This window comes from Actinokineospora auranticolor (assembly GCF_041897805.1).
GTDB classification, from domain to species: domain Bacteria; phylum Actinomycetota; class Actinomycetes; order Mycobacteriales; family Pseudonocardiaceae; genus Actinokineospora; species Actinokineospora auranticolor.
The window spans coordinates 6481774-6502914 of record NZ_CP154825.1; the positions used below are offsets into that span (position 1 = coordinate 6481774).

Below are 21141 nucleotides of genomic sequence, written 5' to 3' on the forward strand. Positions count from 1 at the left end.
CGGCGGCGCGCCCCGAGACTTCGTGGCGAGCAACCGCCAACCCAGCAGCGAGCGAGGTGGGATGTCCACACAAGACAACCGGTTCGGCCTGACGACGGCGACCGCGTTGATCGTCGGCAGCATCATCGGCGTCGGGGTGTTCAACCTGCCCACGTCGCTCGCCGCGTACGGGCCGATCAGCCTGGTCTCGATGGCGCTCACCACGGTGGGCGCGCTCGCCCTGGCGCTGCTGTTCGCCGCCCTGTCGCGGCGGATGCCCGCGGGCGGCGGACCGTACGCCTACACCAGGGTGGCGTTCGGGAACCGGCTAGGCTTCGCGAACGCCTGGTCGTACTGGATCACGGCGTGGGCGGGCAACGCGGCGATCGCGGTCGGGTGGGTGCTCTACGTGGAGCACTTCGTGAACACCGGTCACAACAAGGTGTTCTCCGTCGTGTTGGTGCTCGTCGGGCTCTGGCTCCCGGCCGCGGTGAACCTGACCGGGGTGCGGAACATGGGCTGGGTCCAGGTGGTGACGACCGCGTTGAAGTTCGCGGCGCTGGCGTTCATGTCGGTGGTGGGCCTGTTCTTCGTCAAGGCGGCCAACTTCACGCCCGCGAACGTCAGCGGTGAGACCACCTGGACCGCGATCGGCGGCGGCATGGCCATCGCGCTGTTCAGCTACCTCGGCGTCGAGACGGCGGCCGTGGCGGCGGGCAAGGTGCGCGACCCGGATCGCAACATCCCGCGCGCCACCGTGATCGCGACCGTCGCCACGGCCGTGGTGTACCTGCTCTCGCTGGTCGCGGTGTTCGGGATCCTGCCCAACGAACGACTCCAGGGCGCGAACGCGCCGTTCTCGGACGCGGCCAACGAGATCTTCGGCGGTACGTGGGCCGGGCACGTGATGGCGGCGGCGGTGGTCGTGTCCGGGTTCGGCGCGCTCACCGGGTGGACCATGATCTGCGCGGAGATGCCGTTGGCGGCGGCGAAGGACGGCCTGTTCCCGGCTCGGTTCGCGCGGATGTCGCCGAAGGGCGTGCCCGCGTTCGGGATCGTGTCCTCGACCGTGCTCGCGTCGGTGGCGGTGGTGGTGAACTACCTCGGGTCCGCCGGTGAAACCGTGTTCACGACGCTGGTGCTGATGACCGGCATCACCGCCGCGATCCCGTACGCCTTCTCGGCGCTGGCGCAGATCAAGTGGCGCCTGCGCGATCGGCAGCGGCACCAGACGCGGCGGCTCGCGCTGGACCTCGCGGTCGCGGTGCCGGCACTCGTGTTCTCCTTCCTGTTCATCTGGTACTCGCGCAACACCGGCCAACCGCCGCTCGTGTACTGGGCGCCGTTCCTGCTGGCCGGGATCACCCTGGTGATCGGCATCCCCGTCTACACCGCGCAGCGCCACCGCCTGACCCGCCCCGACCCGGTGCCGGACCACCGGTGAAGAATCCACAGAGGAGAGACATGCGGATAGTGATCGCGTTGGGCGGCAACGCCCTGCTGCGCCGTGGTGAGCCGATGACCACCGCGGCGCAGCGCCGCAACACCCGGATCGCGGCGGCGGCCATCGCGCCGCTGGCCGCCCGGCACAGCGTCGTCGTGGTGCACGGCAACGGACCGCAGGTCGGGCTGTTGTCCCTGCAGTCCGAGGCGTACCAGGGCGCCGAGCCGTACCCGCTGGACGTGCTCGACGCGGGCACCCAGGGCATGATCGGGTACCTGGTGCAGCAGGAGCTGCGCGGGCTGCTGCCGGCCGACAAGCAGGTGGCCACGCTGCTGACGATGGTCACCGTCGACCCCGCCGACCCGGCGTTCGCCAAGCCGACCAAGTTCGTCGGCCCCGGTTACGACCGCGCCACCGCCGACTCCCTGACCACCGACAAGGGCTGGACCTTCGCCCGCGACGGCGAGTCGTGGCGGCGGGTCGTGCCGTCGCCCCGGCCGCAGCGGATCCTGGAGATCCAGCCGATCACCTGGCTGCTGGAGCACCACGCGGTGGTGATCTGCGCGGGCGGCGGCGGAATCCCGACCACGCACCCGGCCTCGGGGTCGCGGGCGCTGGAAGGGGTGGAGGCGGTCATCGACAAGGACCTCGCGGCGGACCTGCTGGCCGAGCAGGTGGGGGCCGACCTGCTCGTCATGGCGACCGATGTGGACGGTGTGTACCTGGACTGGGACAAGCCGACCCGCGAGCGGCTCGACCACGTCACACCGGGCGAGCTGGCGAAGCACTCGTTCGCGGCGGGCTCGATGGGGCCGAAGGTCGACGCGGCCGTCGGGTTCGTGGCCAGGACGGGCAAGCGCGCGGCGATCGGGTCGCTCGACGACCTGGCCGGGATCGTGGCGGGCACCGCGGGCACGACCGTCACCGCGTTGGAGGGCCGATGACCGACACCCTGACACCCCTCTGGCACACCCTCACCCCGGAGCAGGCGCTGCGGTCGCAGAACGTCAACGCCCGCTCCGGCCTGAGTTCCGCGGACGTGGCCGAGCGCACCCGACAACACGGCCCGAACACCCTCGGCGAGGGCAAGGCGGAGCCCCGGTGGCGCGCTTTCCTGCGCCAGTACGCCGATCCGATGCAGATCGTGCTGCTGGTCGCGGGCGCGGTGAGCGTGTACCCGTTGTCGCAGGGCGGAACCGGGCTCCTGCTGATCCTGCTGACGCTGCTCAACGCCGTGCTCGGCCTGCGCCAGGAGGGCAAGGCCGCGGCGGCCGTCGCGGCCTTGCAGAAGATGATGATCGTCAAGGCGGCCGTGCGGCGGGACGGGATCCTGTCGGAGGTGCCCGCGGCGGAGCTGGTGCCGGGTGACGTGGTGAGCGTCGAGGCCGGCGACGTTATCCCGGCCGACGGGCGGCTGCTGCGCGCGGCGACGCTGGAGGTGGCGGAGTCCGCGCTGACCGGGGAGTCGTTGCCGGTCGCCAAGGGCACCGACCCGGTCAGCGGGCCGGACACGCCGCTGGGCGACCGGGTCGACATGGTGTACATGAACACCAACGTCACCCGCGGGTCCGGGGAGTTCGTGGTCACCTCGACCGGGCAGTCGACCGAGGTGGGCCACATCTCGACCATGCTGCGCGCAGGCGCGGCGGCCAAGACGCCGCTGACCCGGCAGCTGGACCGGTTGACCGGGCAGATCCTGTGGATCGCGGCGGCGGCGCTGGTGGTGTCGATGGTGCTGAACCTGGCCCGGGGCAACACGTTCACCGCCGTGTTCAACGCCGCCGTCGCGTTCTCCATCTCCGCGATCCCGACCGGCCTCCCGGCCGTGGTGACCACGATCCTGGCGTGGGGCACCGAACGGCTGGCCAAGGCAGGCGCGATCATGAAGCAGCTGCGCTCGACCGAGACGCTCGGCTCGACGTCGGCGATCAACTCGGACAAGACGGGAACGCTGACGCTGAACCAGATGACCGCCGTACAGCTGGTCGTCCTGGGCCGGAAGTACACAGTGGAGGGTTCGGGCTACGAGGCGCACGGGCGGATCACCCGCGTGGCGGGCAAGCCCGAGGTGCCGCTGGACCAGTTCCTGATGCCGATGGTCCTGGCCTCCGACGCGGTGATCACCGACGGCGAGCTGGTCGGCGACCCGACCGAGGGCGCGCTGGTGGCGTTGGCGGCCAAGGGCGGGGTGGACGCCGCGCGGACGCGGGAGGAGTACCCGAGGGTCGCGGAGCTGCCGTTCGACGCCGCGTACAAGCTCATGGCCACCTTCCACCGCATGCGTGACGAGTGGGGCCGGGAGGTGATCCGGTGCTTCGTGAAGGGCGCCCCGGACAAGCTGCTGGCCCGCGCGGCCACCGTGCTCGACGCCGATTCCGGCCCGGTACCCGCCGATGACGAGTTCACCCAGCGCTACCTGGCGGAGAACCAGGCGTTGGGCGAGCAGGGTCTGCGGGTGCTGGCGACCGCGCGCAAGGACTTCGACCCGAACCGCTTCGACGCGGGTGGGGACCTGCTGGGCCTGCTCGACGGGCTGGAGATGCTGGCGCTCGTCGGCATCGTCGACCCGCCGCGCCCCACGGCCAAGGCGTCGATCGAGGCGGCGAAGGCGGCGGGCATCCGGGTCCGGATGATCACCGGCGACCACGCCGCCACCGCCACCGCCATCGCCTCCCGCCTCGGCATCGACGGCGACGTGACCACCGGCGCCGAGTTCGACGCGATGGACGACGACGAGGCCCTGAACCGCGTCGACGACATCGGCGTGCTGGCCCGCGTGACCCCGGAGAACAAGGTACGACTCGTAGAACTGTTGCGCCGCAAGGGCCACATCGTCGCGATGACCGGCGACGGCGTGAACGACGCCCCCGCGTTGAAGAAGGCGGACATCGGCGTGGCGATGGGCATCACCGGCACCGAGGTGACGAAGGAAGCCGCGGTCATGGTCCTGACCGACGACAACTTCTCGACCATCGTCCGAGCCGTCGAACTGGGCCGCGGCCTCTACGACAACCTGGTGCGCTACCTGCGCTACCAGATGGGCACGCTGTTCGGCTTCATCTTCTCGTTCCTCGGCGCCAGCGTGGTAGGCGTCCTCGGCGGCGTCCCCTTCCTGCCCCTGCAAACCCTCTGGGTCAACTTCACCACCGGCGTCTTCCAGTCCATCGGCCTCGGCTACGGCACCCCCGCCCCGGACCTGATGCGCCGCCGCCCCCGTCCACCCGACGAACCGATCCTCCCGCGCCCCTTGCTGACCCGACTCGTCGGAGTGGGCCTGATCATGGCCATCGGCACCCTCGCCGTCATCGCCTGGACCCCGGTCCCCGACGACGTGGCCCGCACGATGGGCCTGGTGACGTTCTCGCTGTTCAACCTGTTCTTCTCGATGACCACCAAGGACGAGACCCGCACGGTCTTCACCCTGGACACCTTCGCCGACAAACCCTTCGCCATCGCCACCGCCGCCTCGTTCGCCAGCCTGGTCCTGGCCACGGTGTTCAACCCCCTCCAAGCATTTCTGCGAACCGCCCAACTCACCCTCCCCCAATGGCTCCTCTGCACGGCGGTGGCGCTGTCGGTCGTGGTCCTGTCGGAGATCCGGAAGGCCTTCGCCCGCCGCTCAGCACCGGCGCGGTGAGCCGGTGGAAGACACGTCTGTCCACAGCGAGCGCGACGAGGACGGACACCACCTGCGCCCCGGCCCACCCCAACGCGACCGCGGTCAAGCCGTGGTGCGCGGTCAAGACGACGGCGACCACGACCAGCAGCGCGTTGACCCCGTTCACCGCCACGAAGGCGACCTTGCGGTTCTGGGCGATCAGAGCGGCGTCGATGACGTACGCGGTGGCGCTGACCAGCGCGCCAACCGCCAGCACGCGGGTCGCCGTGGTCGCGGCCACGTACTCCGGGCCGAAGACGGACAGCAGCACCGGCGCGATCGCGACCAGCACCACGACACCGGGCGTCAACAGGGCGAACACCGCCTTCATGGCCTTGCGGCGCCGAGCCGCGAGGCCGCCCGGGTCCCGCGCGGCGTGGGCGAACAGCGCCTGGCTGACCGCCGACGGGATGAAGTTGAGGAAGCCGACCAGCAGGAAGGCCATGGACAGCCACGCGGTCGTCTGGGCCCCGAGCACGCCCAGCACGAGGATGGGCACGACGGTCGAGGGGATGACGCCGAAGACGTTGCCCAGGTAGCTCGCGCTGGAGAACGACAGGTGTTCACGCCGCAGTCGCACGTCGCGCCAGCGCGTCCGCTCGCCCGGGAGGAGCCGCCACAACCGCACCAGGGCCAGCGCCGCCGCGACCGCCGCCCCCAGTGCGTAGGAGGCGGTCAACCCGACCACTCCGAGCCCCGCGACGGCGACCAGCGCGACGAGCTTGACCAGTCCCCCCGCGATGCTCTTGGTCAGGACCTTGGCGGCGGCTTTCCTGGCGAGCAGTCCGCTGTCCAGCACCGCACTGACCGCGGAGACGACCACCAGCCCCAGCACCGCCGCCGCGAGCGCCGGGGACTCGACCAGCCCGCCGAGGAACAGCACACCACCGCCCACCGCCCCGCCGACGACCAGCACGGCGAGCACCATGGCCAGCAGCAACTCCCGGCGGTGCCGCGCCGCGGGCAGGAACCGGGCGATCGCGTACGGCAGTCCCAGCGTGGCGAAGGCCGTCAGCAGGGTGGCCGAAGCGACCGCTGCCGAGAACCGGCCCACGTCGGCGCTCGGGTAGAGCCGCGCCGCCAACGTCCAGAACGCGAAGCCGAACAGCGACAGCGCGACCGTGTTGGCGAACAGGTGCGCCGAGTCGCGCAGCATGCCGTCGCGCGGCGGGAGTTCGCCCAGCGCCGCGATGGTGCGCGCGGCGATCTCGGGCCAGCCGGTGCCGTGCGCGGCCGCCGCGGCGGACATCCCGGCGACGGCCGACGGGTCGAGGCGGGCGAAGCGGGCGAGCGCGGCGGCGAGCCCGGGGCGCGACCCGGCCGGGTAGCGCAGCACGGCCCCGTCGGGCAGGTCCGCCAGCGCGGGAAGGTCCGGGACGATCAGCGGTTTGCCGTACCCGAGGGACAGCAACGCGCTCCCGCTGGTGGTGACCCGCCGGAACGGCAGCACCACCGCGTCGGCGGCGGCCATCAACTCGGCCACCTCGTCGTCGGGAACGCGGGCCAACCGCAGCCGCGTGCCCGGTCCGGCCGCGGCCTCGACGCGGGCCCGCAGCGCGGGGTCCACGCACTCCCCCGCCACCACCACGTCGACGTCGCGGAGCCCGGACGCCACTGCGAGCAGGTCCTCCACGCCCTTGTACTCGGAGACGGCACCGAAGAACAGCAGGGTCCGCCGGTCCCGGGTCGCGTCCGGCGCGGCGGCGGGCGCTCCCAGGTCGAACGGCCCGTGTGGGATGACGGTCGACCGGCGCGGCGTGATCCCGAGGTCGGCCAAGGCCGCGATCGTGGCTTCGTTGTGGGCGATCACGAGGTCGCACGAGCGCACGAGCGCGGCTCTCGCGGCGGCGTCGTCGAGGAACACCGGCTCGTGCGGCAGCACGTTGTGCGCCGTCCACACCAGACGCGTGCCGAGCAGTCGGGCCAGCCCCAAGCACAGCCGGAACCACGCCTCGCACAACCGCCGGGCCCACCCGCGGTCGCCGACGACCGGCAGCCGGAACGGGTACACCCAGTGCAGGTGCACCACCCGAACCCCACGCAGCCTGCCGACGAGGAGGTCAAGCGGCAGCAACAGGAGGTTCAGGGTGTGCGACGGAGTCCGTTGTCCCGCGTAGGAAACGGACACCCCGTGGTCGGCCATGGCGCCGTACAGCAGCGATTGGTAGGGGTTGCGGTCGCGGGGGAAGGCGAGGACCTTCACCGCTTCCTCCCCACCTCGGCGAGCACACCGAGGCCGTAGAGCACGTGTCCGGCGAGCAGCAGGTGCAGCGGGATCGGCGCGGACCGGTTGCGCCAGGCCGGGATCAGCAGCAGCGCCGGGTACCAGCGGAACCGCAGGGCCAGCGGGAGACCCAGCAGGAACAGCGGCCACAGCAGGGCGACCGGGTCGTTGCGCAGCAGGCCGCGGCGGCGGGCGCGGTGCTTGCGGTAGAGCCGGGCGCGCGCCTTGCCGTAGAGGTACGAGCGGCGCAGTTGGCGGCGGGTGGTGCCCCAGTCGTGCTCGACCACGGCGTCGGGGGCGTACCGGATGCGGCGGCCCGCGTCCCGCACCCGCCAGGAGAAGTCCACGTCCGAGCCGTACTCGAACGCCTCGTCGAACCCGCCGATCTCGTCGAACACCTCGCGGCGGAAGGCGAGGTTGATGGTCGGGCACTCGTCGAGGTAGCGGGGTTTCGCGTCCGCGTGCGGGTAGTAGTCGACGGTGTCGCTCGGCGCGGTGGCCACACCCGCGACTACGGCCTCGGCGCCGGACAGGATCGGGTCGACCAGGGTTGCCAACCAGCCCGCTCGCGGGCGGCAGCCGGAGTCGGTGAACACCACGGTGTCCCCCGTCGCCGCGCGCACCCCGGCGTTGCGCTGGTGCGGGATGGACACGCGGACGCCGTCGGGGCGGGTGAAGGGCACCCAGCGCACGCCCGTGTGGGCGTCGCGGATGTCGTCGAGCCGACCCGCGGAGGCGTCGACGACGACCACCTCGCAGGGCTGGTCGACGGTGTCGATCTCGGCGCGCAGGTCGCCGAGGGTGTCGTCGAGCGCCCGCTCGTCCTTGCTGATCACGACGATGGAGATCACCGGTGGAACACCTCCGAGGACCCGTTGGAATAAACGGTGTTGAAGTGGTCGTTGAGGAACGCCGCGGGGAAGCCGTAGCAGGCGTAGTAGCCCTCGGCGACGCCCCGCGCGCGTCCGGTGAGGGTGTTGGTGGCGCTCGCGTAGACCCAGGCGTCGCGGTCGACGGTGCGCGGCGTGACGTCGAGCATCAGTCCGCGCACACCGCCACCGTGCACGGCGAGCAGGCGCAGTTGGGCGTAGCGGTCGGCGTAGACGAGATCGTCCCGACCGCGGTTGGCGTTGACCCAGGCCGCGGCGGCCAGTTCCGGAGTGGTCATGGCGAACCGCTCGACGTCCTCACCGCGCGCGGTGGTGTTGGCCTGCCGCGGTCCACCCAGGACGATCGCGGACAAGCCGCTGTTGGTGAACGCCAGAAGCGCCACCGCCGCGAGGGTGAGGGCGGAGGGCGTCCGCCGCCAACGCCCGCTGAGGCGCTGTCCCACCCAGGCGAGCGGGACCGCGACCACGGCAAGCGCTTGCAGCAGGGCCCGTTCCTGGTTGTAGGCCTGCGCGGCGGTTCCGCTGAAGCGGACCGCGACGAGCACGACCAGCAGTGCCACCGCGAGCGCCGCCAGCGTCCGCGTCCCGTCCGCGTCCCGCCGCCACAACAGCAGGAGCGCGCCGATCCCCGCCACGATGTTGACCGCCTGCTGCACGAGCAACCGGCCCAGCGACGCCACGCCGGTGAGCGCGGAGGCCCCGGGAGCGGTGGGCGCGGAGTCGACGAGGGTGTAGGTCGGGTCGTCGGCCGCGGCCAGCGGTCGCACGTAGGGCCGGTCGTCGCGGTACCGCTCGGCCGCGAGGTCGCCGTACGTCCGGGCGTCGACCGCCTTGGGCCCGCTGCCGCGCAGGTAGGCGGAGACCAGGCTCTCGCCGTCAGTGCGGCCGGGGAGCACGTCGAGGCCCTCGCGCCCGATGGAGTCGCCGAAGCGCAGCAGGTTGTCCCCGGAGTGGGTGATCGGCCCGTACCAGAGGGCCGCCGCGACACCGGTCGCGACGAACGCCACGACCACGGCGGCGGTGTACCGGGGTCCGCCGCGCAGCCGGGAAACGAGCCACTGCACGGCGATCGCCAAGCCGGTCGCGGTGACGACCAGGTACGCGGTCGAGTAGTGGGACACCACCACCGCGGGCCCGCACAACGACACCACGGCGAGCCGCGGGCCGCGGGGCAAGTCGTGGTCCAAGACCGCCGCGACCAGCACGACGAAAACCAGCAGCGCGATCTCCTGGCGTCCCAGCGCGGGCATCTGCTGGGCGAAGTTCTGCTGCGCCACCACGAGCGCGGCGGCGCAGAACGCCCAGCGGCGGGTGAGGAAGCGCCGGGCGACGGCGAACACGGCGACCGGGAACAACGCGAACAGCGCCGGGTAGACGACGGAGAGCACCGCGGCAGGCGGCAGGCCGGTCAGGTTGTGCAGCAGGGCCGGGAGCACCGACGTGCTCAGCATCGCCCCGTAGGCGTCGCCCCGGTGGTCCAGGTGCCACACGCCGTTGCGCAGCACCGAGTCCGCGATGCCGTACTCGCCCGCGATGTCGAACCCGTAGACGAGGTCACCGCGCAGGGCGAAGGCCAGCATGCTCGCCAGGGCGACCGCGTAGAGCGCGGCAGCGAGCCGCGCTCCGGTCCACCGAGCGGACATGACCACACCGACGAGCACCAGTGCCACCACGGCGACGACGCCGAGGACCGCCACCGCGTCACCGCGGCCGTGGTCCAGGCGCAGCGCCCCGGCCACCGCGACCAGCACGACGGCGAGGAAGCCGAGTTCCGCCCAGCCTGGGAGCAGCGGTCGCCAGTCCCAGGAGTCCGCGGGGGCGCGGCGCAGGTCGACCCCCACCAGCGCCAGGCAGACGAGGGTGAGCGCGACCGCGACCGGTACCGGCCGCAGGGGCTGGTCCACACCGATCAGCGGACCGAGCAGGTTGACCGGCAGTCCGGCGCCGTACAGCACGACCAACGACGCGACCGGCACGTAGACCGGCAACCGGGACACCGCGGCGGACGGCAGCCGGATCGCGCGCAGCAGCAGAACCCCGGGCACCACCAGCACGAGCACGACGACCAGCAGCCGCGCGGGCCACAGCCCCCGCAGCGCGACCAGCACGTCCATCGCCGCGATCCAGGCCAGTGGTGTGCGGGCGGTCGGGCGGAGCGCGGCCACCGGTGTCGTAGCCGCGATGGGCGCGGTCCGGGTGCTCATATCGGCCGCCCGGTGACCCAGGCCCGCCACAGCCCGGAGAGCAGCCCGACGTTCTCGGCGGTCTCCTGCGCCACACGCACGTACGGATCCGCCAGCGACTCGAGCGCGCCGGTCTCGACCGCGTCACGCACACCCCTGGGGTGCAGCAGTTGCGGCACCAGCAGTGCACAGGCCGCGGCGGCCGGGATGCCGCGCCGGGCGGCCACCGCGACCGCGGCCAAGAGGAGCACCGGCCCGGGGAACACCGTCGGCAGACCGGAACGCCACTTGTCGAACATGCGCGCCGAGCCCCAGCCGTAGGCGCGGCTGCGGCGCAGCACGTCGTGCAGTTCGGTGACGAAGCGGTGGTCGACGACCGGGTGCTCGCTGACCGCGATGCGCCCGCCCGCGGCCCGCAGTCGCATGCACAGGTCGACTTCCTCACCGCCGAAGCGGAACGCCTCGTCGAAGCCGTGCACCGCGGCCACCGCGTCGGCGCGGAACGACATGTTGGCCCCGACCAGGGAGAACACCCGGCGCAGTTCGGTCGGTTCGGCGCGCCGCCACTGCCGCTGGGCGTAGAGGCGCAGGCGGTGCGCGAAACCGTCCCCGAGCGCCAGCGCCTCGTCGAGCGGTTCGAGGGGGTTGTGCCTGCGGTGGAAGCCGAGCAGGTAGCCCGGCTCGCCCGTGGGCCGGACCCGGCCGCCGACGCCGACGACGTCGTCGTCCACTTCGGACCAGACCTGGGCGATCCCGGCCAGCCAGGTGGGGTGCGGTTCGCAGTCGTCGTCGACGAACGCGATGATCGAGCCGGTGCTGGCCGCGATGCCGCTGTTGCGCGCCGCGGCCACACCGCGGTTGACCGGGTGCCGGACCAGTCCGACCCCGTGCGCGCGGGCGACGTCGCCCGTGCTATCGGTGGAGCCGTCGTCGACCACGGTGATCTGCGCGGGGCGCGCGGTCTGGGCGGCGAGGGCGGTCAGGCAGCGGTCCACGCCCTCGGCGCCGTTGAGCGAGCAGAGCACGACGGAGATGTCAGGCCGCACAGCCGCTCCCGGTGCGCGCGGGCGCCGAGGCGCGGTACACAGCGAGGGTCCGCGCGACGACGTCGGCCAGGCAGGGCCCTTCGCCCGCGCGGGTCCGACCGACGTGGGGGTCGGTGGTGCCCAGGAAGCGGACGAGCACGTCCGCCATGGCCCCGGGGTCGCGCGGCGGGAACAGCCACGGCGAGCCGGTGAACTGCTCGGCCAGCCCGCCGACGTCGGAGGCCAGTACCGGGGTGCCGAACGCGTCGGCCAGCCCGGCGACACCGCTCTGCTCGATGCGGCGGTAGGGCAGCAGAACCGCCGCGGCCACCCGGAACCAGCCCGCGACATCGGCGTCCGGCACGTAGTCGGTGAACACGACCCGGTCGTCCAAGCCCGCGCGGGTGATGGCCGCGCGGACGCGGAGCAGGTGCAGGTGGTCGCGGGCCTCCAGCACCCGGAAGGCGCCCCGGCGCGGGCGGACCCGGCCCGCGACGACGAGCCGGACACCGCGGAGGGCAGCCGGGTCGGCGCGGTGCGCGGCGGCTAGTGCCCGGACGGTGTCGTCGAGCCCCTTGTCCACGTGGATGAACCCGAAAGCCAGCAGGACGCGGTCCGCGCCGAGGCCGAACCGCGCCCGCAGGTCGGCCGGGGAGGTGACCTCGGCGGGCCGGTGCACGGGGTGGCGGACCAGCGTGCCGCCCAGGTGGTCGAGCGCGGACAGTCGGCGCAGCGCGGCCGCCGTGTGGACGATGACCTGGTCGGCGGCGCGCAGGACCCGCCGGTAGAGCGACCTCCCGAGCGGGCCGAGGGTCGCGGTGTCCCGGGTGACCTCGTGCAGCGTCACCACGAGCTTGGCGGGCAACGCGCGCAGCGCGGGCAGGACCCGCAGCAGCGCGGGGATCCGGGTGCCGAAGGCGGCGACCGCGAACTGGACGTGCACCACATCGGGGGCCCAGGCGCGGGCGGCGGACAGCGCGGCGCGGACCGAGTCCAGCGTGCCGAATACCTCGCCGGGCAGCACGGGTCCGTCACCCCGGACCGCGAGCACGCGGACCTCGTGCCCGGCCCGGACGAACTCCCCCGCGAGCGCCTGGGCGTAGTCACCGATGCCGTCCTTGGCGGGCGGGTACGGACCAACCAGCAGGATCTTCACGCCAGCACCGCCTTCGCCGCCACATCGGCCGTCGCGTCCCACCCGAACTGCTCGACCCAGTCCTCCACGACCCCGGTGCGCGGCTCGGCCAACGCCGCCGCGATGGCGTCGGCGAACGCGCCCGGGGTCGCCGCGCACACCCGACCGCGAGCCGAGCGGCGCACCAGGTGCCTGGCCAGGTTGTCCGGCGCGTCCGTGGTCACCACGGGCATGCCGCAGGCCAGCGCCTCCAGCACGGCCACCCCGAAGCCCTCGCGGGCCGACGGCGCGGCGAACACCTTGGCGCCCTTCATCAACCCGTACAGCTGTTCCTGCCCGGCGACGTCGTGGCGGAACCGGACCGCGGACCCCAGGCCCAGTTCCCGGGCCTTGGCGGCCAGGTTCTCCCGCTCCGGACCGTCACCGATCACCAGGCAGGTCACGGCCCGGCCGCGGTCGCGCAGCCGGGCGACGGCGTCGAGCAGCAGGTCGACCCGCTTGTGCTCCATCAACCGGCCGACGACGACGATGTCGGCGCGGGTCGCGGCGGGGGACGCGGCGCGGACCAGGTCCAGGTCGATCCCGTTCGGCGCCACCACCACGTCCGCCCCGGCCCCCAGGACCGCCCGCAGCCGGTCGGCGGTATGCGCGGAGGCGGCCAGGATCGTGTCGGGCAGCCGCATCGCCAACCGCTCGACGCACCAGGCGACGGTGCCCAGCCGCCCGAGGTAGGCCCGCCAGTAGTCGTCGCCCCACACCTCGTGCCACGTGACGACCAGCCGGGTGCGGCGCAGCGCGGCCACCACCTTGCAGGCGAACACCGGCAGGTACGGCATGTGGTCGGCCTCGATGACGTCGAACCGGTGCCGCAGCAGGCCAAGGCACGCGAAGGCGAACACCAGCGCTTGGCGGATCGAGCGCCGGGCGCCCTTGTACATCGGGATGGTGCGGCACAGCGCGTGGTAGGTGACGCCGTCGCGGCGGATGGTCGGGGGCCCGTCCCACCAGTGCATGGTGAACACGTGGACGTCGCCGCGGGCGGCCAGCCGCTTGGCCAGCTCGTGGTACCGGATCTCCTTGCCACCGCGGCTGTAGGGGTGGATCGCGTCGGTCACCAGCGCGATGACCTTCTTGCCGCTCATCGTTCCCCCTGCGGGCACGGGGCGAGGAAGTCGATGGACCGCGCCGGGACGGCGACGCGGACCTCGACGCGGGCGTGCGACGGGCAGGTGAGCGCGACCGAGACCGGCACGGTGACCCCGGTCCCGGCGGGCACCGTGCGCTCGCCGTCCGCGATGACCTCGACGCGCTCGCCGTCGCGCAGGACGACCGACCACGGGTAGGTGGTGTCGGTGCCCTCGTGGTTGTGGATGGCGAAGGTGGAGTCGACCAGGCCCCCGGTGGCCGCGAGCCGCGTGCCGAGCCGGTCCGGGTCGACGAAGGCGAGTTCGGTGTAGGCGGGCTCGTCCGCGACCAGTCCCGCGGCGCGCAGCAGCGGACCCGCGATCCCGCCCTGCGCGGCCGCGGCCAGCAGCACGACGACGGCGGCGCCGGAGACCAGCGGGACCACTCCGCGCCTGGGCCGGGTGGTGCTCGTGCGCGGGCCGCTCATCCGGTCACCCGCACGGCGCGAACGACGTCCTTGTCGTGCCGACCACCGCGGACAGGCAGGTCGACGACCGACTCCGGGTACCGGTGCGCGGTGACGACCGGGCGCGGGGCGACGCGCACGCGGGCGAGGATGCGCAGGCACGCGACGCCGTCCCGCCAGTCGATCTTCTTGCCCTGGGCGTGCGAGCGGCTGTGGTAGCTGATCGGCACCTCGAACGGGCGCAGGCCGAGGCGGAGCAGGCGGGCGGTCAGTTCGGTGTCGAGCCCGAAGCCCGTCTCCGAGAGGTCGAGTTGGCGCACCAGCGACAGCGGCACCAGCTTGAAGCAGGTGTGCAGGTCGCTGACCGACGAGTCGAACAGGACGTTGGCGGCCAGGGTGAGCAGCCGGTTGCCCAGCGCGTAGCGGTAGGACTGGTAGACGGTGTTGACGCCGAAAAGCCTTGTGCCGTAGACGATGTCGCACCGGTCCGCGAGCACGGGCTCGAGCAGCCGGGGGATGTCGGTCGGCGAGTACTCGTGGTCGGCGTCGAACGGCAGCACGTGGGTGCCGGTGGCCACCGCGACCGCGGACATCAGCGCCGCGCCCTTGCCGAGGTTGCGGGGGTGCCGGAGCACGGTCAGCCGCGGGTCGTCGATGTCGGCCAGCCGCCGCGCGGTCTCGTCGGTGCTGCCGTCGTCCACCGCGATCACCTCGACCGGGCAGGGGAAGTCGGCGGCCAGCAGCCCGGACACCACGTGCGCCGCGGTGCGTTCCTCGTTGTACGCGGGCACCAGGATCGAGAGGCGCACCGGCTCGTCCCCGGAGAACACCCGACCACCCGCGGAGAAGTCGCCTGCGGGCGGCCGCTCGGGGTTCACCGAGGTGGCGAACGGCTCCGACCGGGTCGACGGCACACCGACGACAGGGCGCATCACAACCATTGTTCCAGACCTTTCGGTGCACATTTCCGGCATGAGCCGAAACCCACCTCGGGGTCGCCACGCCTGTGCGGAGGCGGCCCGACCGGCCGCCCTGACGCGAGCTACATCGCCACCCCCGCACCGCCCGTTTCGCGGTCGTTTCTAACGAAGTGTCATGCGCGAGCACGAAGCGTGATCACTTGACCGCCCATTGCCGCGCCCGACTGGGCCGAACGAGCTAATCCACTTGCATCCATCCAGGGGAACGTTGGCGATTCACCATGCGAATTCGTGTTGATCACCGTCGGGCGGTTAACGAACACACCGCACGGCTCGATGGGTAATCCCCGCAGCCACAGATGATCCACAAAAGTGATTCGGACTACACCCCGAAGAATCGAACGAGGTTCACCTCCGTGCGAGGCGGAAGAGGTGAAGCGGTTTCGACAATTGCCCGATCGCCCCTTCAGAATCGTTCGAAGCGGAACGGCGCCAGGGTCGCGGTGTGGTCTTGGCCGAGGAGTTCGTCGGCCACCAGGGTGGCGGCGTGCAGGCTCAGGGTGGCGCCGCTGTGGGATACGGCGAAGTGGAAGTTCGGTAGGGCGCGGGCCCGGCCGAGGACGGGGAGGCCGTCGCCCGGGATGGGGCGCTCGCCGACCCTGGTGCTCTCCACGGTGGCCGACTTGAGCGCCGGGTAGAGGGCGCGGCCCGCCGCCAGGACGGCGGCGAGGGTGTCTTCGTCCAGGTCGCGGCGGGCGTGGGTGTGGCCGGGGCCGGTGTCGAGGTCGCGGGCGGCGGCGTCGAGGGACCGGGTGTGCAGCAGGAGCCGACCGGCGCCGTCGGGGCGGAGGTGGATGTCGGGCGCGTGGATGACCCGCGAGACGGCGACCGCGACGGGGGAGGTGTAGACGAGCGCGCCGAGCGTGTTGCGCATGGCCAGCTTCAGGCCCGCCAACTCCGCGACCCGCGCGGCGCTCGGGCCCGCGCAGTTGACCACGGCGTCCACGGGAACGCGGCGGCCGGAGGTGAGCAGCACGGTGGTGATGGCGTCGCCCTCGACGCCGAACCCGGCCGCCGCGTCGTCGCGGACGAGTTCGGCGCCGCGGGAGATGGCGGTGGACAGCAGGTACCCGACCAGGCGGGTGGGTTCGATCCAGCCCTCGCGGGGGAAGTAGGCGATCTCGTCGTCCGGGAGCCGGTCGGGGTTGAGGTCGGGTTCGAGGCGCAGGACCTCGACGCGGTCGAGCCAGCGGGCCTCGTAGCCGAAGTCGAGCACCTCGGCGACCTTGCGCCGCAGCGCCGCGCGGCCCGGCTCGTCGGCGGCCCACTCCAGGTTGCCCCCTTCGTGGTACCAGTCGCTGTGCGGGACGTCGGCGGCCAGGCGCCGGTGCGCGGCCATCCCGGCGACGCTGAGGTCGTGGTACGACCTCGGTTTCTTGCCGCAGGAGTTGGTCCACGAGAAGGTCGCGCCGGACGTGCCGCCCGCGGGGGCGCCCGCCTCGACGACCGTCGTGCCCACCCCGCGCACCGCCAGTTCGGCGGCCACGGCGGCACCGTAGACCCCCGCCCCGACGACGACCACTCGCCTCGCCATGTGCGTCCTCCCTACCGTTGTCCCGCAAGCACATCGCGCCCACCAGCCCGGCACCATCACCCGAACGTGGGACAGCGGAAGGAAAAACGGGCGACCACGCCCCACCCGTGTGCCTAAGGTGGCTGACGTGCCTACGGAGCAGACCTGGGACCACGCCGAGTTCGTCTACTCGATGCGACAGGAGGAGATCTGGAGCCACGAGACCGCGCACCGCTACGACACCCCGGGCACCGGGATGTTCGCCCCGGAAGTGCTGGGCCCGACGGTCGACCGGCTGGTGCGGCTGGCCGACGGCGGACCGGCCCTGGAGCTGGCCATCGGCACCGGCCGCGTCGCCATCCCGCTGGCCGAGCGGGGTGTGCCGGTCACCGGCATCGAGCTGTCCGCCGGGATGATCGCCCGGCTGCGGGAGAAGGTCGACGAGACGGTGATCCCGGTGGTGCGCGGCGACATGGCCACGACCACGGCGCCGGGCCGGTTCTCCCTGGTGTACCTGGTGTTCAACACGATCGGGAACCTGCTCACCCAGCCCGAGCAGGTGGCCTGCTTCCGCAACGCGGCCAGGCACCTGCTGCCGGGCGGGCGGTTCGTCATCGAACTGGGCGTGCCGGACCTGCGGCTGCTGCCGCCGGGGCAGCGGGCGGTGGTGTGGAAGTGCGAGCCGGACTACCTCGGCGTCGACACCTACGACGTGGTGCGCCAGCACCTGATCTCGCACCACCACACCGACGGGCGGATCGCCCGCAGCCCGCACCGCTACGTCTGGCCCGCGGAGCTGGACCTGATGGCCGAGCTGGCCGGGATGCGGCTGGAGTCGCGGTCGGCTGACTGGACCGGTGCGGAATTCACGGAGGACTCCGGCTCCCACGTCTCGGTCTACCGCCTGCCCGCCTGATGTCCGGCAGGTTGTGCACAGGCTTGATCGTCTTCGGCCGGAACTGTCGGTGCGCGCCGGTAGAATGGATAGTGGGGGCCCGAGGCATCGGTTTGATCATCGCCGGGTCACGGTGGTAGTTGAGGCGGCCTGATCGGGGTGCCGTGAACACGCCTTCCCCGTTGTCCACAGGCATGATCGTCTTCGGTCGGGACTGTCGGTGCTCGTCGCTAGGCTGGATAGTGGGGGCCGGAGGCGTGCGTTGATCATCTTGTGGCCCGCGGGGTGCCGGTTGGCGGCGTGGTTGGGTTGATCGGTCCGGCTGTTCGCGGAAAAGATGCGCGGCCTCGTTTGGGCGAACTTGCTTTGCGCGGGGCCCCTACGAGCCTGCGGTGGGGAAGAGCGGTGGGAATGGGCAAGCCCACCCCACCCGCAGGACAGCTTGGCAGGCCCGTCCCCCCACGCAAAGCAAGTCCACCCAATCAAGGCGTGTGGCAGGGGCGCGTTGCGTTCGGAGGGGGTTGGGATCCTGCGGCGGTTTCGAGGCGGGTCCGGTGCGGCCACGTTGCGGTGTGCGGGGCCTGGGATCCCGCGGCGGTTTCGGGGTGGGTCCGGTAGGGCCGTCTTGGGTTGGGTGGGGGCTGGGATCCTGCGGCGGTTTCGAGGTGGCTGGAGGCGTCCCCCGACACCTCTTCAGGAAGGCAGGGTGTCGGTCCACTCGCCGGTGATGGTGAAGTCGTGTTCCCGGTCCGTGCTCATGATCGCCCCGTTGGCGGTGACGAACACCGAGGTCCGGTTCACCCGTCCCGTGGTGGGCCGACCACCGGCCGCCGGTTGTCAGGGAGGGGGCCCTGCCTGCCGTTGACGGGGCCCAGCTACCGCACGTCCGTCAGCGCCTCGAAGGCGGCGGCGCGGACACCCGGCTTTGCGCGAAGGAAACCCACGACCCGCTCCAGCCGCGCCACCCGGTCGGGCCCCGCCGCCTCCGCGGTGCGCTTGGCGGTCAACACCTTGAGGTCGACCCCGAACTCGGCCTTGCGCTTGCCCCCGTAGCCCGGACTGGGGTGCCTCGAAGTCTCCGGACAGCGGCTAAACAACGGTCGGTATCGCTGACTTTCGAGCGTGGTATGCGTGGTGCACTTCTCGTGGCGTGCGGTATCCGAGTGCGGAGTGTCTCCGTCGCGAATTGTAGCGGAGTTCGATATAGCGGGCAATGTCTCGGCGGGCGTGTTCGCGGGTCGGGTATCGGGTGCGGTGAACGAGTTCGTTCTTGAGAGTGGCGAAGAACGATTCCGCCGGTGCGTTGTCGTAGCAGATACCGGTGCGGCCCACGGACTGTCGGATGTGTAGGGACGCGAGAGTGGCGGCGAAGGTGGCGGAGGTGTAGTTGCTGCCGCGATCGGAGTGGAATATCGCGTTGTCGGTGAGATGGCCGTTCCGAACGGCGCGATGGATGGCCGTCTCGATCAACGGTGTCTTGTAGTTGTCGTCCATCGCCCACCCGGTGACCGCCTTGGTGTGACAGTCGATCACGGTCGCGAGGTAGAGCCATCCCTCATCCGTCGGAATATAGGTGATGTCACCCACCGCTTTTCGACCGGGTTCGGCGGCGGTGAAATCGCGGCGGACGAGGTCGGGGACGTCATGGACCTGGCCGTCGCCGGCGGTGAGGACGAACCGCCACGGCCGGGGCTGACACGGACGCAGCCCCAGCTCACGCATGACCTGACGCACCAACTCCGGCCCGCACTCCACGCCCTGGGCGACGAGATCGGCGTGGATCCGCCGATACCCGTACGTGCCGTCGGACGCCTCGAAAAACCCGACAACCAACCGTGACAGCTCACCCCGCCGCGCCGCGGTGCCCGACATCGGGCGAGTCCTCCATTCGTAGAACCCCGATCGGGAGACATCGAGAATCCGGCACATCCGTGTCACCGGCAACGATGTCGAGACGTCCACGTCCTTATCTGCGGCAGCGTGCTGTGCGTCGATGAACTCGAACCGGTCGCTCACCGATGATCCTTGGCAAAGTACGCGGCAGCTTTTTTCAGGAACTCGTTCTCCAACCGCAGATCACGCGCTTCCCGCTCCAACTCACGCAGCCTCGCCCGCTCCGACACATCCAACGGCGACTCGTCGCCGCCCTGCGCCGCCCGATAATCCTTGACCCACTTCCCTAGACTCACCTCACCGACACCAAGTTCCTTCGCCACCTGAGCGATCGGACGCCCGGTCTCGATCACCAACTTCGCCGCTTCCTCCCGATACTCCCGAGAGAAACTCCTCCTTGATCCCGCCAAAACCGTCTCCTTCCAGAGAACCCAATTCTACTTGGTCCACTGTCCGGAAACTTCGAAGCACCTCAGACTGACCTGCGACAACAGCATGTCGACCTTGCTGTCGCTGATGTACAGGTAGTAACTGAACGACATCGCGCCCCCTTCGACGGGCCAATCGTACGCACCGGGTGAAGCCACCACCGATGTGTTGGTGTCTATGGTCGAAAGGGTGACGACCCCTGTCGCCTTCCACGCCGCCGACGGCTGTCCGCTGCACGCCGCGGTCTTGGGCAGCGGCCCGCCCGTCGTCCTGATGCACGGCGGCGGACCTGACCACGAGAGCCTGATCCCCTTGGCCCGGGCCCTGGCGGACGCCTACACGGTCGTCCTGCCCGATGTGCGCGGCTACGGGAGATCCGTCTGCGTCGACCCGACGCGCCACACCTGGAACACCTACGCCGACGACGTCGTCGCGCTGCTCGACCACCTCGACCTCGCCACGGCCGTGGTCGGCGGCACCGGACTCGGCTCCAGCATCACCCTGCGCACCTGCGCCCGCCACCCGTCCAGGGTCCGCGCCGCGCTCCTGCTCAGCGTGGAGAACGTCGAGGACGACAAGACGAAGGCCGCCGAGATCGCGTACCTCGACGCCTTCGCCGCCCGCGTCCGGCTCTCCGGCATCGAGGCCGCGTGGGCGTCGCTCCGCCCCCACCTGGCACCCGTCATCACGACCCTCGTCACCGAGGCGATCCCCCGTTCCACGCCCGCCAGCATCGCCGCCGCGGCCGCCATCGGCCACGACCGGCTGCTCACCAGCATCGACGAACTGGCGGCCGTCGACACGCCCGCGCTGATCGTCCCGGGCATCGACCACCGCCACCCGCCCTCGGTGGCCCGGGCCATGGCCGCCGCCCTCCCCCGCTCGACCCTGGCCGACGCGCTGACGACGACCGTGCGCACCGCGGCGGACCTGGCCACCGCCTTCGCCCCGCCCATCAAGGCTTTCCTCGCCGAGGTACCGACCCCATGACCGATATCCACGACCTCCCGGTGTCCCGTTGGGGGCACATGAGCGCGGAGGGGACGGTGGTGGAGGTGCGGGTCGTGTGCGCCCACCACTTCGGTCTCGGCGTCCAACTGACCACCAACGGCGCCTACGGGCACATCGACGTCCCTCGCGTCTCGGATGGCCGAGTCACGACCGAGGACCTGATCGACCACATCGGACAGATCAGGCGCGCCCTCGTGCTGATGGTGGACCCGGGTAGGCAACCGAAGCTGACGATCCGCCGGTCCGATGTGCCGGAAACCTCCTAGGCCCCTTCGGAATCAGGCTGGCGCC

At 71.7% G+C, this 21141-nt stretch carries 18 protein-coding genes; 6 read left to right on the plus strand and 12 right to left on the minus strand.

The annotated features are described in order from the left end of the window. The first annotated feature begins 61 nt into the window (after positions 1-61). Genes V5P93_RS28255 through V5P93_RS28265 form a run of 3 tightly spaced genes read left to right on the plus strand, consistent with a single transcriptional unit; the run spans position 62 to position 5060 of the window. On the plus strand, positions 62-1423 hold the full coding sequence (locus V5P93_RS28255) for an APC family permease (protein WP_104479481.1): 1362 nt from the start codon (positions 62-64) through the stop codon (positions 1421-1423). A gap of 20 nt (positions 1424-1443) precedes the next feature. After that, positions 1444-2367 carry a carbamate kinase gene (gene arcC, locus V5P93_RS28260; RefSeq protein ID WP_104479480.1) on the plus strand — a complete coding sequence of 308 codons (924 nt, stop codon included), beginning with the start codon at positions 1444-1446 and terminating at the stop codon, positions 2365-2367. Beyond that, positions 2364-5060 (plus strand): HAD-IC family P-type ATPase, encoded by a 2697-nt coding sequence (locus V5P93_RS28265; protein WP_219823984.1) that lies wholly within the window; start codon positions 2364-2366, stop codon positions 5058-5060. Before arcC ends, V5P93_RS28265 begins: the two co-directional genes overlap by 4 nt. Here V5P93_RS28265 and V5P93_RS28270 read toward each other — a convergent pair. The 9 genes from V5P93_RS28270 to V5P93_RS28310 all read right to left on the minus strand — a co-directional run bounded on the left by V5P93_RS28270 (position 4957) and on the right by V5P93_RS28310 (position 16643). Continuing rightward, a complete protein-coding gene (locus V5P93_RS28270) occupies positions 4957-7284 on the minus strand; it encodes a glycosyltransferase (RefSeq protein ID WP_104479479.1) in 2328 nt (775 codons plus the stop codon). The genes V5P93_RS28265 and V5P93_RS28270 overlap by 104 nt on opposite strands. Then, complete coding sequence (locus V5P93_RS28275) at positions 7281-8156, minus strand: glycosyltransferase family 2 protein (RefSeq protein ID WP_104479478.1); 876 nt, start codon at positions 8154-8156, stop codon at positions 7281-7283. The genes V5P93_RS28270 and V5P93_RS28275 overlap by 4 nt, the downstream gene beginning before the upstream one ends. After that, the gene (locus V5P93_RS28280; protein WP_146108036.1) at positions 8153-10399 is read right to left on the minus strand and encodes a hypothetical protein; all 2247 of its coding nucleotides are present in this window, start codon (positions 10397-10399) and stop codon (positions 8153-8155) included. Before V5P93_RS28280 ends, V5P93_RS28275 begins: the two co-directional genes overlap by 4 nt. Next, the gene (locus V5P93_RS28285) at positions 10396-11424 is read right to left on the minus strand and encodes a glycosyltransferase family 2 protein (protein WP_181043514.1); all 1029 of its coding nucleotides are present in this window, start codon (positions 11422-11424) and stop codon (positions 10396-10398) included. The genes V5P93_RS28280 and V5P93_RS28285 overlap by 4 nt, the downstream gene beginning before the upstream one ends. After that, positions 11414-12559: a glycosyltransferase gene (locus V5P93_RS28290; RefSeq protein ID WP_181043513.1), complete on the minus strand. Its 1146-nt coding sequence runs from the start codon at positions 12557-12559 to the stop codon at positions 11414-11416. Before V5P93_RS28290 ends, V5P93_RS28285 begins: the two co-directional genes overlap by 11 nt. Beyond that, positions 12556-13680 (minus strand): glycosyltransferase, encoded by a 1125-nt coding sequence (locus tag V5P93_RS28295; RefSeq protein WP_104479474.1) that lies wholly within the window; start codon positions 13678-13680, stop codon positions 12556-12558. Before V5P93_RS28295 ends, V5P93_RS28290 begins: the two co-directional genes overlap by 4 nt. Continuing rightward, positions 13677-14150 carry a hypothetical protein gene (locus V5P93_RS28300; protein ID WP_146108035.1) on the minus strand — a complete coding sequence of 158 codons (474 nt, stop codon included), beginning with the start codon at positions 14148-14150 and terminating at the stop codon, positions 13677-13679. The genes V5P93_RS28295 and V5P93_RS28300 overlap by 4 nt, the downstream gene beginning before the upstream one ends. Further along, on the minus strand, positions 14147-15061 hold the full coding sequence (locus V5P93_RS28305) for a glycosyltransferase family 2 protein (RefSeq protein WP_181043512.1): 915 nt from the start codon (positions 15059-15061) through the stop codon (positions 14147-14149). The genes V5P93_RS28300 and V5P93_RS28305 overlap by 4 nt, the downstream gene beginning before the upstream one ends. Positions 15062-15515: 454 nt before the next feature. Beyond that, on the minus strand, positions 15516-16643 hold the full coding sequence (locus V5P93_RS28310) for an FAD-binding oxidoreductase (RefSeq protein ID WP_104479472.1): 1128 nt from the start codon (positions 16641-16643) through the stop codon (positions 15516-15518). A gap of 235 nt (positions 16644-16878) precedes the next feature. On the opposite strand from V5P93_RS28310, the gene V5P93_RS28315 reads away from it, so the two are divergent. Beyond that, the gene (locus V5P93_RS28315) at positions 16879-17538 is read left to right on the plus strand and encodes a class I SAM-dependent methyltransferase (protein WP_374066566.1); all 660 of its coding nucleotides are present in this window, start codon (positions 16879-16881) and stop codon (positions 17536-17538) included. Between the two features lie 854 nt (positions 17539-18392). Here V5P93_RS28315 and V5P93_RS28320 read toward each other — a convergent pair. The 3 genes from V5P93_RS28320 to V5P93_RS28330 all read right to left on the minus strand — a co-directional run bounded on the left by V5P93_RS28320 (position 18393) and on the right by V5P93_RS28330 (position 19952). Next, positions 18393-18614: a hypothetical protein gene (locus tag V5P93_RS28320; RefSeq protein ID WP_374065097.1), complete on the minus strand. Its 222-nt coding sequence runs from the start codon at positions 18612-18614 to the stop codon at positions 18393-18395. After that, positions 18607-19820 (minus strand): IS3 family transposase gene (locus V5P93_RS28325; protein ID WP_104483686.1). Its coding sequence is split into 2 segments (ribosomal slippage): positions 18607-19568 and positions 19568-19820, totalling 1215 coding nucleotides; the frame shifts between segments, so codons are not numbered across the junction. The genes V5P93_RS28320 and V5P93_RS28325 overlap by 8 nt, the downstream gene beginning before the upstream one ends. A 27-nt stretch (positions 19821-19847) precedes the next feature. Further along, positions 19848-19952 carry a hypothetical protein gene (locus V5P93_RS28330; protein ID WP_374066568.1) on the minus strand — a complete coding sequence of 35 codons (105 nt, stop codon included), beginning with the start codon at positions 19950-19952 and terminating at the stop codon, positions 19848-19850. A 76-nt stretch (positions 19953-20028) separates the two neighbouring features. Here V5P93_RS28330 and V5P93_RS28335 point away from each other — a divergent pair, with 76 nt between their 5' ends. Both V5P93_RS28335 and V5P93_RS28340 read left to right on the plus strand, forming a co-directional pair. Beyond that, complete coding sequence (locus V5P93_RS28335) at positions 20029-20829, plus strand: alpha/beta fold hydrolase (protein WP_245931656.1); 801 nt, start codon at positions 20029-20031, stop codon at positions 20827-20829. After that, positions 20826-21116 (plus strand): hypothetical protein, encoded by a 291-nt coding sequence (locus V5P93_RS28340; RefSeq protein WP_146108291.1) that lies wholly within the window; start codon positions 20826-20828, stop codon positions 21114-21116. The genes V5P93_RS28335 and V5P93_RS28340 overlap by 4 nt, the downstream gene beginning before the upstream one ends. Positions 21117-21141: the final 25 nt, after the last annotated feature.